Origin of the sequence: Pseudomonas sp. NPDC089752 (assembly GCF_044748725.1) — a bacterium.
In the GTDB taxonomy this organism is placed as follows: domain Bacteria; phylum Pseudomonadota; class Gammaproteobacteria; order Pseudomonadales; family Pseudomonadaceae; genus Aquipseudomonas.
This window is the reverse complement of the sequence record NZ_JBIVGP010000001.1, coordinates 237445-252133: the sequence shown is the minus strand read 5'-3', so window position 1 is coordinate 252133 and position 14689 is coordinate 237445. Positions and strand designations below refer to the sequence as shown.

Annotated in this window: 18 protein-coding genes and 2 tRNA genes; 12 read left to right on the top strand and 8 right to left on the bottom strand. The window is 60.7% G+C overall.

Going from position 1 to position 14689, the window contains the following annotated elements; genetic code table 11:
• Nucleotides 1–24: 24 nt before the first annotated feature.
• The 5 genes from modA (at nucleotide 25) to csrA (ending at nucleotide 4086) form a co-directional block, all read left to right on the top strand.
• Entirely contained in the window at nucleotides 25–783 is a 759-nt protein-coding gene (gene modA / locus ACIPZF_RS01050; protein ID WP_400794403.1) for a molybdate ABC transporter substrate-binding protein, read from the top strand.
• On the top strand, nucleotides 783–1463 hold the full coding sequence (modB, locus tag ACIPZF_RS01045) for a molybdate ABC transporter permease subunit (protein WP_400794401.1): 681 nt from the start codon (nucleotides 783–785) through the stop codon (nucleotides 1461–1463). Before modA ends, modB begins: the two co-directional genes overlap by 1 nt.
• 1 nt (nucleotide 1464) lies before the next feature.
• Nucleotides 1465–2556, top strand: a complete 1092-nt coding sequence (gene modC, locus ACIPZF_RS01040) for a molybdenum ABC transporter ATP-binding protein (protein WP_400794400.1) — start codon at nucleotides 1465–1467, stop codon at nucleotides 2554–2556.
• Nucleotides 2557–2612: 56 nt separating this feature from the next.
• On the top strand, nucleotides 2613–3635 hold the full coding sequence (locus tag ACIPZF_RS01035; protein WP_400794399.1) for a DNA topoisomerase IB: 1023 nt from the start codon (nucleotides 2613–2615) through the stop codon (nucleotides 3633–3635).
• Nucleotides 3636–3888: 253 nt separating this feature from the next.
• Complete coding sequence (csrA, locus tag ACIPZF_RS01030; protein WP_012315047.1) at nucleotides 3889–4086, top strand: carbon storage regulator CsrA; 198 nt, start codon at nucleotides 3889–3891, stop codon at nucleotides 4084–4086.
• A 59-nt stretch (nucleotides 4087–4145) separates the two neighbouring features.
• Here the strand turns inward: csrA and ACIPZF_RS01025 are convergent, their stop codons facing one another.
• The 4 genes from ACIPZF_RS01025 to ACIPZF_RS01010 form a co-directional block, all read right to left on the bottom strand.
• A complete protein-coding gene (locus ACIPZF_RS01025) occupies nucleotides 4146–4499 on the bottom strand; it encodes a response regulator (protein ID WP_400794398.1) in 354 nt (117 codons plus the stop codon).
• 11 nt (nucleotides 4500–4510) lie between these two features.
• Entirely contained in the window at nucleotides 4511–5956 is a 1446-nt protein-coding gene (locus ACIPZF_RS01020; protein ID WP_400794397.1) for an ATPase domain-containing protein, read from the bottom strand.
• A 4-nt stretch (nucleotides 5957–5960) separates the two neighbouring features.
• A complete protein-coding gene (locus tag ACIPZF_RS01015; RefSeq protein WP_400794396.1) occupies nucleotides 5961–7121 on the bottom strand; it encodes a nitrogen regulation protein NR(II) in 1161 nt (386 codons plus the stop codon).
• A 76-nt stretch (nucleotides 7122–7197) separates the two neighbouring features.
• Entirely contained in the window at nucleotides 7198–7482 is a 285-nt protein-coding gene (locus ACIPZF_RS01010) for a hypothetical protein (RefSeq protein ID WP_400794394.1), read from the bottom strand.
• Between the two features lie 204 nt (nucleotides 7483–7686).
• On the opposite strand from ACIPZF_RS01010, the gene ACIPZF_RS01005 reads away from it, so the two are divergent.
• Both ACIPZF_RS01005 and ACIPZF_RS01000 read left to right on the top strand, forming a co-directional pair.
• Nucleotides 7687–7771: transfer RNA gene (locus ACIPZF_RS01005), tRNA-Leu, on the top strand.
• Nucleotides 7772–7870: 99 nt separating this feature from the next.
• The gene (locus ACIPZF_RS01000; RefSeq protein WP_400794392.1) at nucleotides 7871–8284 is read left to right on the top strand and encodes a DoxX family protein; all 414 of its coding nucleotides are present in this window, start codon (nucleotides 7871–7873) and stop codon (nucleotides 8282–8284) included.
• Nucleotide 8285: 1 nt separating this feature from the next.
• On the opposite strand, the gene ACIPZF_RS00995 is transcribed toward ACIPZF_RS01000, so the two are convergent.
• Nucleotides 8286–8480 (bottom strand): hypothetical protein, encoded by a 195-nt coding sequence (locus ACIPZF_RS00995; protein WP_400794390.1) that lies wholly within the window; start codon nucleotides 8478–8480, stop codon nucleotides 8286–8288.
• Nucleotides 8481–8842: 362 nt separating this feature from the next.
• Here ACIPZF_RS00995 and ACIPZF_RS00990 point away from each other — a divergent pair, with 362 nt between their 5' ends.
• Complete coding sequence (locus tag ACIPZF_RS00990) at nucleotides 8843–9109, top strand: hypothetical protein (protein ID WP_400794388.1); 267 nt, start codon at nucleotides 8843–8845, stop codon at nucleotides 9107–9109.
• 164 nt (nucleotides 9110–9273) lie between these two features.
• Here ACIPZF_RS00990 and ACIPZF_RS00985 read toward each other — a convergent pair.
• Both ACIPZF_RS00985 and sohB read right to left on the bottom strand, forming a co-directional pair.
• Nucleotides 9274–9347: transfer RNA gene (locus ACIPZF_RS00985), tRNA-Cys, on the bottom strand.
• A 152-nt stretch (nucleotides 9348–9499) separates the two neighbouring features.
• Entirely contained in the window at nucleotides 9500–10519 is a 1020-nt protein-coding gene (gene sohB / locus ACIPZF_RS00980) for a protease SohB (RefSeq protein ID WP_400794386.1), read from the bottom strand.
• A gap of 198 nt (nucleotides 10520–10717) precedes the next feature.
• Between sohB and ACIPZF_RS00975 the strand changes: the two genes are divergently transcribed.
• From ACIPZF_RS00975 to ACIPZF_RS00960, 4 genes are all read left to right on the top strand, one after another.
• Nucleotides 10718–11428, top strand: a complete 711-nt coding sequence (locus tag ACIPZF_RS00975; RefSeq protein ID WP_400794384.1) for a histidine phosphatase family protein — start codon at nucleotides 10718–10720, stop codon at nucleotides 11426–11428.
• 56 nt (nucleotides 11429–11484) lie between these two features.
• Nucleotides 11485–11802, top strand: a complete 318-nt coding sequence (locus tag ACIPZF_RS00970) for an SCP2 sterol-binding domain-containing protein (RefSeq protein ID WP_012273165.1) — start codon at nucleotides 11485–11487, stop codon at nucleotides 11800–11802.
• A 191-nt stretch (nucleotides 11803–11993) separates the two neighbouring features.
• A complete protein-coding gene (locus tag ACIPZF_RS00965; protein ID WP_400794382.1) occupies nucleotides 11994–13061 on the top strand; it encodes a phosphotransferase family protein in 1068 nt (355 codons plus the stop codon).
• Nucleotides 13062–13084: 23 nt separating this feature from the next.
• Nucleotides 13085–13852: an SDR family oxidoreductase gene (locus ACIPZF_RS00960; protein ID WP_400794380.1), complete on the top strand. Its 768-nt coding sequence runs from the start codon at nucleotides 13085–13087 to the stop codon at nucleotides 13850–13852.
• On the opposite strand, the gene ACIPZF_RS00955 is transcribed toward ACIPZF_RS00960, so the two are convergent.
• On the bottom strand, nucleotides 13853–14674 hold the full coding sequence (locus tag ACIPZF_RS00955; RefSeq protein ID WP_400794378.1) for a class I SAM-dependent methyltransferase: 822 nt from the start codon (nucleotides 14672–14674) through the stop codon (nucleotides 13853–13855).
• Nucleotides 14675–14689 lie beyond the last annotated feature (15 nt).

Genomic DNA, 14689 nt, shown 5'->3' with positions numbered 1-14689 from the left:
ACGATAACCTACGGAGCTGTCTTCATGCGTATCCGCCTGCCCCACTTGGCCGCCGCCACCCTGGCAAGCCTGATCACCCTCAACAACGCCTGGGCTGACGAGGTGCAGGTTGCGGTCGCCGCCAATTTCACCGCGCCGATCCAGGCCATCGCCAAGGACTTCGAGAAAGACACCGGCCACAAGCTGATCGCCGCCTACGGCGCGACCGGGCAGTTCTACGCACAGATCAAGAATGGTGCGCCGTTCGAAGTGTTTCTCGCCGCCGACGACAGCACCCCGGCCAAGCTCGAGCAGGAAAAGGAAATCGTGCCAGGCTCGCGCTTCACCTACGCTGTCGGCACCCTGGCCCTGTGGTCGGCCAAAGAGGGCTACGTGGATGGCAAAGGTGAAGCCCTGAAAAAGAATGACTACAAGCATCTCGCCATCGCCAACCCGAAAGCCGCGCCTTACGGCCTGGCCGCGACTCAAGTGCTGGACAAGCTGGGCCTGGCCGAAGCCACCAAGGGCAAGATCGTCGAAGGGCAGAACATTACCCAGGCATTCCAGTTCGTTTCCACCGGCAACGCGGAACTTGGCTTCGTCGCCCTTTCGCAGATCTACAAGGACGGCAAGGTGACCAATGGTTCGGCATGGGTCGTGCCGTCCAATCTGCATGACCCGATCCGCCAGGACGCCGTAATCCTCAACAAGGGCAAGGACAGTGCTGCGGCCAAGGCGCTGGTCGACTACCTCAAAGGCCCTAAAGCCGCTGCAGTGATCAAGTCCTATGGATATGAGCTCTGATGCCACTGGATGCCAGTGACCTGGGTGCGATCTGGCTGACCCTCAAACTGGCCAGCCTGACCACCCTGATCCTGCTGATCATTGGCACGCCTATCGCGTGGTGGCTGGCGCGCACGCGTTCCTGGCTGCGCGGCCCAGTGGGCGCGGTGGTAGCGCTGCCATTGGTGCTGCCACCGACGGTGATCGGCTTTTATCTGCTGATCGCTCTTGGCCCCCATGGCTGGATTGGCCAGGCCACCCAGGCGCTGGGCCTGGGCAGCGTGGTGTTCAGCTTCACCGGCCTGGTGATCGGTTCGACGGTGTATTCCATGCCGTTCGTGGTGCAACCGCTGCAAAACGCCTTCAGTGCCATTGGTCCGCGCCCACTGGAAGTGGCAGCGACGCTGCGCGCAAGCCCGTGGGATACCTTCGTTCACGTGGTGCTGCCACTGGCGCGTCCGGGTTTCGTTACCGCCAGCATCCTCGGCTTCGCCCATACCGTGGGCGAGTTCGGCGTGGTACTGATGATCGGCGGCAACATACCTGACAAGACTCGCGTGGTCTCGGTGCAGATCTTCGATCACGTCGAGGCCATGGAATATTCACAAGCCCATTGGCTGGCCGGCGCCATGTTGGTGTTCTCGTTCCTGGTGCTGCTCCTGCTGTACGCTGGGCGCCGCGGCAAGGCTGGCTGGAGCTGAAATGAGCGGATCGATTGTGGCGCGCCTGAAATTGGCCCGCGACGACTTCACCTTGGATGTCGACTTGCAACTGCCTGGACGTGGCGTCAGCGCGCTGTTTGGCCACTCAGGTTCGGGCAAGACCTCGTGCCTGCGCTGCCTGGCCGGGCTCGAGCGGGCGGCCAATGCGTACATCGAAGTCAACGGCGAAGTCTGGGAAGACAGCGCACGCAGCTATTTCCAGGCACCACACTTGCGACCGGTGGGCTACGTGTTTCAGGAAGCCAGCCTGTTCCCGCACTTGTCGGTGCGTGGCAACCTGGAGTTTGGCTGGCGGCGTGTTGCCCCAGGTGAGCGCAAAGTCAGCCTCGACCAGGCGTGCCATCTGTTGGGCATCAGCCATCTGCTTGAGCGCCGGCCTGCCACCTTGTCCGGTGGTGAGGCGCAGCGCGTCGGGATTGCCCGCGCGTTGCTCAGCAGCCCGCGGCTGCTGTTGATGGACGAGCCCCTGGCGGCGTTGGACGGGCCACGCAAACGCGAAATCCTGCCTTACCTCGAGCGGCTGCACGACGAACTGGACATCCCGTTGGTGTACGTCAGCCATGCCCAGGACGAAGTGGCACGGCTGGCCGATCACTTGGTCCTGCTGGAGCAAGGCAAGGCCATTGCCAGCGGGCCAATCGGCGAGACGCTGGCCCGCCTCGACCTGTCGCTGGCGCAGGGCGAGGATGCCGGCGTGGTGTTCGAAGGCCTCGTGGTCGGCCACGACCCGCATTACGATCTGCTCGATCTGCGCCTGCCTGGCAGCGATGCCCCCGTGTTGCGCATCGCTCACCCGGCGCACAGTATGGGCAGCACCTTGCGCGTCAAAGTCCAGGCCCGTGACGTGAGCCTGACGCTGACCGCAGACAGCGCGTCGAGCATTCTCAACCGGCTGGCGGTGCGAGTGCGAGAAGCGCGCCCAGCAGACAACCCAGCGCATGTTCTGGTGAGCCTGGATGCCGGCGGCAATGCGCTGCTGGCACGCATCACTCGCTTTTCGGCAGATCAGCTCGGGCTGCACCCGGGCCAGGCGTTGTACGCCCAGATCAAGTCGGTGGCGCTGTTGGGCTGAGCATCGAGCGATCGGCCGCTGTCCATTGTTCAGAGAACTTGACCGAGGCCCCCGCAATGCTCGACTGCACCCTGCCCCCCAGCCTGCATTACGTTGACGACAGCCAACCTGGCCTGAGCCGGCGCCGCTGGCGCGACCGATTCATCTACCTGGACACGCAGGGCCAAAGGGTGCGCGACGCTGAGACCCTCGCGCGCATCGCTGCCCTGGTAATCCCGCCTGCCTACACCGACGTGTGGATCTGCGCGGACCCGCAAGGCCACCTGCAAGCCACCGGCAAGGACGCCCGTGGCCGAAAGCAGTACCGCTATCACGCACAATGGCGCGAATTGCGGGACCAGCACAAGTATGGGCGGATGCTGGCCTTTGCCCAAGCGCTGCCCAAGCTTCGTGCGCAATTGGAGGCCCACCTGGCCCGCCCAGGGCTGGATCGGGAAAAGGTCATGGCACTGGTGGTCAGTCTGCTTGACCACACGTTGATCCGCATTGGCAACCAGCGCTACTTGCGCGATAACAAATCCTACGGGCTGACCACCCTGCGCAACCGCCACGTAAAGGTCGAAGGCAGCACCATACGCTTTCAGTTCCGCGGCAAGCGAGGCGTGGAGCACAACGTCACCCTGCGCGACCGGCGGCTGGCGAACCTGCTCAAGCGCTGCATGGAACTGCCCGGGCAGGCGTTGTTCCAGTACCTCGATGAGGAAGGCCAGCGGCACAGCATCGGCTCCAGCGAGGTCAACCAATTTCTGCAACAACTCACGGGCGCCGATTTCACTGCCAAGGATTACCGCACCTGGGCCGGCAGCAGCCTGGCGCTGAGCCTGCTCAGGCCCTTGGGCTGGGAACCGGAAAGCGAAGCCAAGCGCCAGGTTGCAGCCATCGTCAAGCAAGTCGCCGCACGCCTGGGCAACACCCCTGCCGTGTGCAGGCGTTGCTACATCCACCCTGCGGTACTCGAGCATTACGCGCTGGGCCGGCTGCCCGACTTGCCAGGGCGCCGTGTGCGCAAAGGCCTGGAGCCAGAGGAAGTGGCGCTGCTGCTGTTCCTCCAGGCACTGGAAGAGGCACGCGATGATTGAGCGGGACTATGTCTGTCATCGTGCAGAGAAATTTCCCATTCAGCCCGAAGACCCCTATCCTTGCCAGCGAGCACCTCCACCGACACCCTTATGGCGTTCAACTTCGCTGCTTGCAACGCAAGATGGCCAACAGAATTTGATCTTCGGGGAATTAATATTCGTCGAAAGCGTCTTTAATGAGAAGGAAGAGGGACAGGCTCCCACCGCTGCGGCGCTTGGCCTGGCGGATTTCGACATCACCAAGGAGAACTACATGCTGATACTCACCCGTAAGGTTGGCGAAAGCATCGTCATCAACGATGACATCAAAGTCACCATTCTGGGCGTCAAAGGGATGCAGGTGAGGATTGGCATCGATGCACCCAAAGATGTTCAGGTGCACCGCGAGGAAATCTTCAAGCGCATTCAGGCTGGTAGTCCGGCCCCGGAAAAACACGACGACCAGCACTGAGTGCTTCGCCTCAAGCCGCACGGAAGCGCTTGATCGAGTGGTTGGCAGATGCCCAGGCTTCAGGTGCCGAGCAGTTCGCGCACCTTGGCGATCATCCTGTCCATGTCGAACGGTTTGTCGAACACTGCAGCGAACAGATCCGGGCGACCCTTGCTGGCCTGGGCGCCGCTCATCAGAATCACAGGCAGGTCGGGTAATTCCAATTCTTCACGTATCGCCTTGGCAAGCTCCTCGCCATTGAGCACCGGCATCATGTAGTCGGTGATCACCAGCTCCACCCGCTTCTCCTTCAGTGCCTCCAAGGCCTTACGCCCGTTGCTCGCCTTTTCTACCAGAAAACCTTCATCCTCCAGGGCAAACCCCAGGATGTCGGCGATCAGGTATTCGTCATCGACGATCAGGATGGTGTTCATCTGCAGACCCGTCACCCGCTCCCTTGCGGCATCGGTGTCCCCGAGAGCACGCCACAGGCGCCCTCGAAGGCCTTGCACAGGCTGATCCCCTGCGAGCCTATCTGCAACTCGTGCAACGCGGGGTCGTGGTGGCTGTCGCGCACCTTGAGGATCGATAGCATGCGCCGTAACCGTGACTCGTACTCGACGAAGCGCATCAGCATGAGGTTGTCGACGATGCTGGACAGATCAGGCGCCGGAGCGGTGATTTCCGAACCGAACAGGTCGCGCATCTCCCAGGTGAGCATGACGCTGACATCACGTGCCCGCAACTCCCCGGCCAGCGCGCGGAAGAACGCGTTGAGCCGCGCCGGATCAACCGCCAGACGGCTGAACGCGCCCAGGCTGTCGATCACCACGCGTTTGCTGCCCTGTTGCTCGACCCGCTCGAGCAGCCGCGCGCCGACCTGGTCGAGCAGCCCCTCGGTTGTCGGCTGCCAGGACAGTTGCAAGGCGCCTTGCCGTTCCAGCTCGGCAAAGTCGTAACCCAGCGACGCGGCCTTCAGGCGCAGCCGCGCCGGTGTTTCGTAAAATCCAAAATGCAGCGCGGGCGCATCGCAGGTGGCGGCGCCAAGAAACGCCATACCCAGCGAGGTCTTGCCGATCCCGGAAGGGCCCATCAGCAGGCTGACCGAGCCTGCGACCAACCCGCCGCCCAATATTTCATCGAGTGCCGGCACTCCCGTGCTGACTCTCGCCAATGTGGCCGAGCCCAACTGGCTGGGATGGCTGTAGAGGGACTCCAGGCGTGGGTAGACATGCATCCCCGCCTCATCGATCAGGCATTCATGGCGCCCGGACAGCGAGCCGCTGCCACGCGTCTTGCGCAGCTGTACATGGCGTACGGCACGACTGCCTATCAGTTGCTCGCCCAACTCGATGACGCCGTCAACCATGGTGTGCTCCGGGCTGCCCTCGTCCAGCCGTGCGCTGGTCAGCAATAGCACGGTACACCCGGCAAAAGCGGCATGGCCCTGCAGTTCCGAAACGAACTTCTTGGTGTCCAGCGTGGTTTCCGCGCGTACCCGGGCGTTGAGTACGCCATCCACGATCAACAGGCTGGCCTGCTGCCGCACGATTTCCTGGCGAAGCAACTTGACCACCGCATCCAGCCCTTCCTGCTCGAGGGTATCGAAGGCGCTGACGAATTGAATCTGATCACCGACCAGGCTCGGGTCGAAAAAGTCGAGGGTCGCCAGGTACTGAAACAGCCGCTCATGCGACTCGCTGAGCAAGGTCGCCACCAATACCCGGCCACCGCTGCGTACATGACCAAAGGACAACTGGTTGGCAAGAATGGTCTTGCCCGCTCCTGGCGGGCCTTGAACAATGTACGAAGCGCCCGCAACCAGGCCGCCCTTGAGCAGTGCATCGAGCCCTTCTATTCCCGTCGCCAGTCGTTTGAGTGCCTGAACCATCTTGCTACCTATGGGGTTGTAAACCCGAGTCCTGCTCGGACGCTGGCAAATAAAGGCGCATGCAAGTGCCCACGCCAACCGTACTGTCAACAGTGATTGCGCCATTGCTCTGCTTGGCAAAGCCGTAGGCCTGGCTTAGCCCCAGGCCCGTGCCTTTGCCAAAAGGCTTGGTGGTGAAGAAAGGCTCGAAGATGCGCAGCAACACCTTCGGGTCGATGCCTGCCCCGTCGTCAAGCACCTCGAAGCGCACGAACTTGCCGTGCAATCCGTCCACTTCGCCGTTCAGCGCAACGGCGTCGAGGGCTATGCAGATCGTGCCACGTTCGCCGATTGCATCACGGGCATTGAACAGCAAGTTGAGCAGCACCATCTGCAGCTGCCCGGCATCCACCTCTATGGAAGGCAGGCCGGGCTGCAGCCGCTCTTGCAGAACGATCTCGCGAGGCAACGCGTGCTCCAGGAGGCTTCGCGTCGAAGCCAGCACCGCAGCGGGCGCAATAAGGCTGACATCCAACTGGCGATGGCGGGCAAAGGTGAGCAGTTGCTGGGTCAGTTCAGTACCCCGCTGGCCGGCATCGAGAATGTGCTCGAGCATGCGCTGCACGCGAATCGAGTCTTGGCTGCCCAGAGCCAACTTGGCCGAGGTGATGATGATGGTCAAAAGGTTATTGAAGTCGTGCGCCAGCCCTCCTGTCAGCTGGCCCAGCGCTTCGAGCTTCTGCGCCTGGAACAGCTGCGCACGAATAGCGTCGAGCTGCAGCGCCGACTCGCGCCGGTCGGTGATATCGCGAGTAACCTTCGCCAGGCCAATGACCTGGCCCGAGTCATCGCGGATCACATCGAGTGCTGCCAGCGCCCAGAACTGGGTACCGTCCTTGCGCATCCGCCAACCTTCATCCTGCGCCACACCATGTTCCAAGGCCTGCTTGAGCAGGAGGTCGGGGCGCCCATCCGCGCAATCCTGGGGGGTGAAGAACAGGGAAAAATGCCGCCCGATCACCTCCTCTGCGCGGTAGCCCTTGATGCGTTCGGCCCCGGCGTTCCAAGATACAACGCGACCTGAAGGGTCGAGCATATAGATGGCGTAATCCACCACCGATTGCACCAGCTGCTCGTAGCGGCTGGCGGGCATGACAGGGTGATCGATACAGTCAGCCGAAACCATGCAAACTCCACAGGCGCAGCGAGGGGGACGTTATGAGCTTAGCCAATAGTACTCGCTTCGGTCAGGCCACGGGGAATCAGCGCTCACGCTCAACCAGCAACGGGCTGAACCGCCGCGGCATCGCCACCTTCAACAGCCACAGCGCCACGAAGAGGATCAGGCCGCCACTGCCCAGCGCCACCAGCCGTTGCTCCGAAGGATGTTCGCCATCGAAGCCGAGCATCAGCAGATAACCGGCGAAACAGAGAAGGCTGAAGTAGAGGAAAGCGCCCAGCAGGCACACCAGCACGAATAGCAGACGCCAGATCAGCCGAGGCCGGACAATGGGCCCGTGAGTGTTGAAGGGGCTGCTCTGCGACATGGCGATTGCACTCGTTGGATCCAACCAGGAGGGCAACAGTGGCCTAATGGCAGCATCCTGTCAATTCTCCGCCGGATTGCCGCTTCGATCCTTAGATCATAGGTGCTGTAGTTGACTCAAATATAACAATGGGTTATAAAGCGCCCTTGATTGTCAGGCCCTTCTGCTTAGAAGCGCGCCGGTCCAAGCGACCCTTTCAAGCGTGCGAGTGTGGTGGAATTGGTATACACAGCAGACTTAAAATCTGTCGGCGTGAGCCTTGCGGGTTCGAGTCCCGCCACTCGCACCATTTTTAAAAGGCGCCCTTGCGGCGCCTTTTTGCTATGCGGCGGAAATACTTTGCGCAACTGCTAGAGTGGAGCTTGTCACCGTCCACTGGAATCCGACCATGCGCTACTCCCTTTTCGCCAGTCAACGCGACGTTATCATCCTGATCGCCCGCGTGCTGTTGATGATTCTTTTCGTGGTTTCAGGGTGGGCCAAGCTCACCGGATTCGACGGTACGGTCGGCTACATGACCTCGCTGGGCGCCCCCGCCCCCATGCTCGCCGCAGCGGTAGCGGTGATCATGGAGTTCTTCGTGGCCATCATTCTGATCCTGGGCTTCTATACCCGCCCGCTGGCGTTTCTGTTCGCCCTGTTCGTGCTAGGCACAGCGCTGCTTGGTCATCCGTTCTGGAACATGGTCGACCCTGAGCGTGCCGCCAACATGACCCAGTTCCTGAAGAACCTGAGCATCATGGGCGGCCTGCTACTGCTTGCAGTGACCGGCCCCGGGCGCTTCTCGCTCGACGGACGCTGAATCAGTCGTCCAGGTCATCGTGCCAGGCGGGGTGATCGTACTCGTCGTCATCGAGGTCATCCAGCCCCGCTTCATCCTCCTCGACCTCATCCTCGGCACCCTGGGCGTCGGCCTCGGGCTCGATGTCGTCGTAGAGAAACTCGTGATCGAGCAGGTGATCGTGTTCGGGTTCGGGCAGGTCGTCTTCGTCGTGCATGGTCGCTCCTGGGAATGGGGTTCGCCTGTATAGGCACATCGTCCGCCAGGGTCAATGGATGATGGTTAATGCTGACTTAACCGCAGGGCTTCATCCTACAGCCTTTCCCTTCAAACGCTCCTTGCCCGCCTTCACGGCGGGCTTTTTTTGCCTGCTCGCTCATCAACCAACGAGCCATCAAGCGGAGCCTTCTCTTTCACATTTTCATGACAAGTGCTTAGGCACAATGAGATTGCTTCGTACGTTCTTTAGGCCCGCCACTTCCCTTGTTGGCGGGTTTTTCTTTTCTGGGTGGCCCTCTAAGGACGCAATCACACAATCGCTGTGTGATTTTGAGACGTGGCCGCTGAAATTCAAGCTGCATGGATGGCTGCGCCGAAACGCACTACCAGATCATCCCCAATGCTGACTCGAAGCAGGCAAATAAATTGAATCTGCTGGTTGTTCACTCGGTCAGGAATTATGAACGCAGTAAATCTGACGAGGTAACAGCAATGACTATCGAAGCAGAGACACTCGCTCAACTTGCCGAAGCCCTTCAAGAGCGCGGCATGACCCTTGTGACAGACGTTGCATTTACCAGAGCGCCATACCGACACAACCATCGCTGGATTTGCACCGTTGGGTAATGGTCGTCCTCACCGGCGGTCGGACTAAAACTCCACCGCCGCCCTTTTGTCAACGCCCTAGCCATTCGCCTCTGCACATCGATGTACCAGGAGGGGATTGGTCAAGCATTTTCAATCGCCCAATGAAAAACCCCGCAGACGTTAATCTGCGGGGCTTTCGAATGTGGAGGCCGAGGTCGGAATCGAACCGGCGTAGACGGATTTGCAATCCGGAGCATAACCACTTTGCTACTCGGCCTCAAAGTTCGGAGCTAGTTGCTTACGCTTCTACCTCCTTGAAACGCCGAACCTTTTTCAAAGTTTCCTGCGTTTCGATGGGCGCCATTATGTCTGCATTCATCCAACCTTGCAACCCCCTGAACAGAAAAAATATTCAAGGTGTTCAAGGTGTTAGCGCAAGCGGCCCAGTTTGCTCCACAAACCCACCAGGGTGTTCTCCACGGTGCCGCTGGCAGCCATGCCGATACGCTCCTGAAGGCTCTTGCGTTCGGCGTAGTGCAGATGGAAGAGATTGGCGTTGCGGGCGCGGTCACTGAGATACTCGTCGCTGGTCTGCAATTGGTCCACCAACTGCCGGTTCAGCGCGGCGACGCCCAACCAGACCTCCCCGGTGGCGACCTCGTCAATGTGCAGTTGAGGGCGATAGCGGGAGACGAAGTCCTTGAACAGCTGGTGCGTGATGTCCAAGTCTTCCTGAAATTTTTCCCGGCCCTTCTCGGTGTTCTCGCCGAACACGGTCAGGGTGCGCTTGTACTCGCCTGCGGTCAGAACCTCGAAATCGATGTCGTGCTTCTTCAGCAACCGGTTGACGTTGGGCAATTGCGCGACCACACCGATTGAGCCCAACACAGCGAAAGGCGCGCTGACAATTTTCTCGCCGATACAAGCCATCATGTAACCACCGCTGGCGGCCACTTTGTCGATGCAAACGGTCAGCGGGATGCCAGCCTGGCGGATACGCGCCAACTGCGAGGCGGCCAGACCGTAGCTGTGGACCAGGCCGCCACCGCTTTCCAGGCGCAGCACCACTTCGTCTCGCGGTGTGGCGAGGGTCAGCAGTGCGGTGATTTCATTACGCAGGCTCTCGGTGGCAGATGCTTTGATGTCGCCATCGAAGTCGAGCACGAAAACCCGGCTCTTCTCCTCTGCCTTGACCTTCTTCTGCTGTTTTTCCGCCTTGGCCTGCTGCTTGCGCAGGGCCTTGAGCTGGGCCTTGTCGAGCAGGCCCGACTCCAGGCGCTCGCGCAGCTCTTTATAGAACTCGTTGAGACGGGTGACCTGCAATTGCCCGCCCGCCTTGCGCCGCCCCTTGCCGCGCAAACCGGCGATGGCGGACAGCACAACCAGGATGGCAATCACCAAGGTGGCGGTTTTAGCGAGAAAGCTTGCGTATTCGGCAAGAAACTCCACGTTGACTCCTTCATGAACCAGCGCCAGTACGGCGCGAAACTGTTGCAAGCATACCGGTGCGACCGTGGCGCTGCCAGCGGCGGCAAACGCTGGCAACACAGTTCAAACAACCTTTTCAAACGCTTGTATGTTTTTTCGTTGACAGCCTGTGTGGCGCGTCCTAACCTCGCATCAACCTTCAAGCGGCCGGACACTTTTGTGGGCAACCTCTACCTGATCCGACATGGCCAAGCCTCCTTTGGTGCCGACGACTATGACGTCCTGTCGGGCGTAGGCGTTCAGCAGAGCCAGGCACTCGGCGAGCATTTCGCGCATCTGGGCCTGAGGTTGGACCGTTGCGTTGCGGGTAGCCTGCGCCGTCAGCAGGACACAGCGCGGCTGGCACTCACAGCATTGCAAGACAATGGCCACGCAGTTCCGGCCATTGAAACCGATGCGGCGTTCAATGAGTTCGATGCCGATGGCGTGATCGGCGCTCTGCTGCCGGGCCTCCTGGCCGATGAGCCGAACGCGCGGCACATCTTGCGTAACGGTGTGCAAAACCGCAGCGAGTTTCAGCGCCTGTTCGCGCTGATGGTGCAGCGCTGGCACGCCGGCGAACATGCCGACGATGGCCTGGAAACCTGGCAGGCATTTACCTCCCGGGTCAACGCCGGCCTGCAGCGTGTGCTGGAAACTGCTGGCAGTGGCGACAACATCGCCGTGTTCACCTCAGGCGGCACCATTGCCGCCCTGCTTCACCTGGTAACCGGTATTACCCCCAGTCAAGCCTTCGCGCTGAACTGGCAGATCATCAACACGTCGCTCAGCCAATTGAAATTCCGTGGCCGCGACGTGGCACTGGCCTCCTTCAACAGCCAAGCCCATGTGCAGCTGTTGAAGGCGCCGGAACTCATCACTTATCGATGAGCCCGGCCTGTTGTGTCCCTGCGGGGACGTGTAAATCACTCTATAAGGAATACGCCATGACCTCCGTAGCTGATGCCGTCAAGAAGATGCAAGAGAAGTTCAACCCAGCCGCTGCCGCCGGCCTGGACCTGGTGTTCGGCTTCGACATCACCGACGAAGGCAAAAAATACGCCCTCATCGTCAAGGACGGTACTTGCGACCTGCAGGAAGGCGAGAACCCGGATGCCAACTGCACCCTGGTAATGGACAGCGAAACCCTGAAAGGCATCGTCAGCGGTGAAACCGACGGCATGCAGGCCTTCATGGGCGGCAAACTGCGCGTCGAGGGCGACATGATGCTGTCGATGAAGCTCAGCGAGCTGTTCCCTTCCTGAGTGACGGACGCGCCAAGCGAAGCGAAAACCGAAGCCTGAACAGCTTCGGTTTTTTTTTGCCCGGCGGCGGCATTCGGGGTATTGATCGGCCGGCAACACCCTCACCTATTGGGCGTTTGGCACGCTTGTTCCAGAGCAGTAACGCCATTAGATTAGCCAATAATCCTTGCGATCTATAATAAGGTACACGCATGACGCTCACCGACCAGTCCACCCAGGTACGCCCCGGCGAAGAACTCGACGCGGCCGTCATCGACCATTACCTGAAGGCCAACATCGCAGGCCTGGAAGGCACGCCAAGGATCAGCCAGTTTCCCGGCGGCGCGTCCAACCTGACCTATCTGGTTGCCTACCTGGGCCGCGAATTCGTGCTGCGGCGCCCGCCGTTCGGCCAGAAAGCCAAATCGGCCCACGACATGGGCCGCGAATTCCGCATTCTCAATCAGCTCAACAGCGGTTTTCCGTACTGTCCGAAGGCCTATGCTCATTGCACCGATGAAACACTGATCGGCGGCGAGTTCTATGTGATGGAGCGGGTCAACGGCATCATCCTGCGCTCGGACATTCCTGCCGAGCTTGGCCTGGATGCCACACGCACCGAAGCGCTGTGCAAAAGCTTCATCGACCGCCTGGTGGAGCTGCATCAAGTCGACTATCAGGCCTGTGGCCTGGCCGACCTGGGCAAGCCGGAAGGCTATGTGCAGCGTCAGATCGAAGGCTGGACAAGCCGTTATGAAAAAGCCCTGACGCCCGATGCCCCACGCTGGGAACAAGTCGTCGCCTGGCTGCACGAGAAGATGCCGGCCGACCATCCGCGGCCAGGCATCGTGCACAACGACTACCGCTTCGACAACGTCATCCTCGACGCCGACAACCCCATGCGCATCATCGGCGTGCTCGACTGGGAGATGGCCACCATCGGCGACCCGCTGATGGACCTGGGCAACAGCCTGGCCTACTGGATCGAAGCGAGCGACCCGGCGCCGGTGCAACTGATGCGCCGCCAACCGAGCAATGCCCCCGGCATGCTCACCCGCCGCCAGTTCGTCGACTACTACGCCGAGCGCGCAGGCATCAGCCTGGACAACTTCGACTACTACTATTGCTACGGCCTGTTCCGCCTGGCCGGCATCGTCCAGCAGATCTACTACCGCTTCTACCACGGCCAGACTCAGGACAAGCGCTTCGCCCAGTTCATCCACATGAACCGGTTGCTGGAGCAAATGAGCCTGCAGGTCATCGCCAAGTCCACGCTCTGACGGCAGACAACAAGGAAAACAGCATGTCCAAGACCCACCTGTTCGACCTCGATGGCAAGATCGCTTTCGTGTCCGGCGCCAGCCGTGGCATTGGCGAGGCCATCGCCCACCTGCTGGCGCAGCAGGGCGCTCATGTGATCGTTTCCAGTCGTAAGCTCGATGGCTGCCAGCAAGTGGCCGACGCGATCATCGCGGCAGGCGGCAAGGCCACCGCAGTGGCCTGCCACATCGGTGAGCTGGAGCAGATTCAGCAAGTCTTCGCCGGCATCCGCGAACAGTTCGGGCGCCTGGATGTGCTGGTCAACAATGCCGCCACCAACCCGCAATTCTGCAACGTGCTGGACACCGACCCGAACGCTTTCCAGAAGACCGTCGACGTCAATATCCGCGGCTATTTCTTCATGTCGGTGGAAGCCGGCAAACTGATGCGTGAAAACGGCGGCGGCAGCATTATCAACGTGGCCTCGATCAACGGTGTTTCGCCAGGCCACTTCCAGGGCATCTATTCGGTGACCAAGGCCGCAGTGATCAACATGACCAAGGTCTTCGCCAAGGAATGCGCGCAATTCGGCATCCGCTGCAACGCCCTGTTGCCAGGTTTGACCGACACCAAGTTCGCCTCGGCACTGGTGAAAAACGACGCCATCCTCAATGCCGCGCTGCAGCAGATCCCCCTCAAGCGCGTGGCCGACCCGAAGGAGATGGCCGGCGCGGTACTGTACCTGGCCAGCGATGCTTCCAGTTACACCACGGGCACCGCGCTCAATGTGGACGGTGGCTACCTGTCCTGATCAGCCCTTGATCGCCTGCAGCGTGTAGCTGAGCGGCAGGCGTTCGGGATACTCGCGCAGGCGCCACTCGCCGTCGGGGCCTTTGTCCATCTGCCCTGGCAGCGCCTCCCAGGGGATGCTCTGGTGCTCGACCAGAGCCGTCAGTTGCAGGCCGTGCGCCAGCAAGGCGCTGATCACCTCGCCCAAGCCGTGGTTCCACTCATGCGTCTCGGTCAGGGTGAGCCGCTGGTCACTGTCGACGTAAGTCTGGTCGTTGTGCCATATCGTTGGCGTCTCGTGCTCGAAATACGGATATTCCAGCAGCAGCCGATCCTGGTGGTCTTCGTTGACCGCCATCAGCATCGGATGCCCGTCACGCAGAAACAGACGCCCTCCCGGCTTGAGCAAGGCCGCCACGGTGCGGGCCCAGGGTTCGATATGCGGCAGCCAGCAGAGCGCGCCGATACCGGTGTAGACGAGGTCGAACGTACCCGCCTGCAGCACCTGATCAGCCTGATAGACATCGGCTTCGACATACTCGATCTGCGTATTGCAACGCGTGGCCAACTGGCGCGCTTCGGTCAGAGAAGCTGCCGAGTAGTCCAGGCCGCACACCTGTGCGCCCAGCCGTGCCAGTGAAAGGGTGTCGGTACCGATATGGCATTGCAGGTGGACGGTGCTCAAGCCGTGAATGTCGCCGAGCCGCGGCAAGTCGAAGCACACGGTTTCAGAGAGATGCGCAGGCTGCTGGACCAGCCGCTCGACTTCGTAGTCCTTTGACGCGGCATGCAGAGGGGCACGTTCGTCCCAGCTGGCACGGTTGAGTTGCTGTGATCGATCCATGGTGAACATCCTTGT

Excerpts from the sequence above, each read along its gene's own strand:
- ACIPZF_RS00970 (WP_012273165.1), top strand. The coding sequence starts at position 11,485 with ATGACCTCCGTAGCTGATGCCGTCAAGAAGATGCAAGAGAAGTTCAAC.
- ACIPZF_RS01000 (WP_400794392.1), top strand. The coding sequence starts at position 7,871 with ATGCGCTACTCCCTTTTCGCCAGTCAACGCGACGTTATCATCCTGATC.
- ACIPZF_RS00990 (WP_400794388.1), top strand. The coding sequence starts at position 8,843 with ATGGATGGCTGCGCCGAAACGCACTACCAGATCATCCCCAATGCTGAC.
- ACIPZF_RS01020 (WP_400794397.1), bottom strand. The coding sequence starts at position 5,956 with ATGGTTCAGGCACTCAAACGACTGGCGACGGGAATAGAAGGGCTCGAT.
- csrA (WP_012315047.1), top strand. The coding sequence starts at position 3,889 with ATGCTGATACTCACCCGTAAGGTTGGCGAAAGCATCGTCATCAACGAT.
- modC (WP_400794400.1), top strand. The coding sequence starts at position 1,465 with ATGAGCGGATCGATTGTGGCGCGCCTGAAATTGGCCCGCGACGACTTC.
- ACIPZF_RS00995 (WP_400794390.1), bottom strand. The coding sequence starts at position 8,480 with ATGCACGACGAAGACGACCTGCCCGAACCCGAACACGATCACCTGCTC.
- ACIPZF_RS00960 (WP_400794380.1), top strand. The coding sequence starts at position 13,085 with ATGTCCAAGACCCACCTGTTCGACCTCGATGGCAAGATCGCTTTCGTG.
- ACIPZF_RS01010 (WP_400794394.1), bottom strand. The coding sequence starts at position 7,482 with ATGTCGCAGAGCAGCCCCTTCAACACTCACGGGCCCATTGTCCGGCCT.
- ACIPZF_RS01035 (WP_400794399.1), top strand. The coding sequence starts at position 2,613 with ATGCTCGACTGCACCCTGCCCCCCAGCCTGCATTACGTTGACGACAGC.
- ACIPZF_RS00965 (WP_400794382.1), top strand. The coding sequence starts at position 11,994 with ATGACGCTCACCGACCAGTCCACCCAGGTACGCCCCGGCGAAGAACTC.
- modA (WP_400794403.1), top strand. The coding sequence starts at position 25 with ATGCGTATCCGCCTGCCCCACTTGGCCGCCGCCACCCTGGCAAGCCTG.
- modB (WP_400794401.1), top strand. The coding sequence starts at position 783 with ATGCCACTGGATGCCAGTGACCTGGGTGCGATCTGGCTGACCCTCAAA.
- ACIPZF_RS01025 (WP_400794398.1), bottom strand. The coding sequence starts at position 4,499 with ATGAACACCATCCTGATCGTCGATGACGAATACCTGATCGCCGACATC.
- ACIPZF_RS01015 (WP_400794396.1), bottom strand. The coding sequence starts at position 7,121 with ATGGTTTCGGCTGACTGTATCGATCACCCTGTCATGCCCGCCAGCCGC.
- ACIPZF_RS00955 (WP_400794378.1), bottom strand. The coding sequence starts at position 14,674 with ATGGATCGATCACAGCAACTCAACCGTGCCAGCTGGGACGAACGTGCC.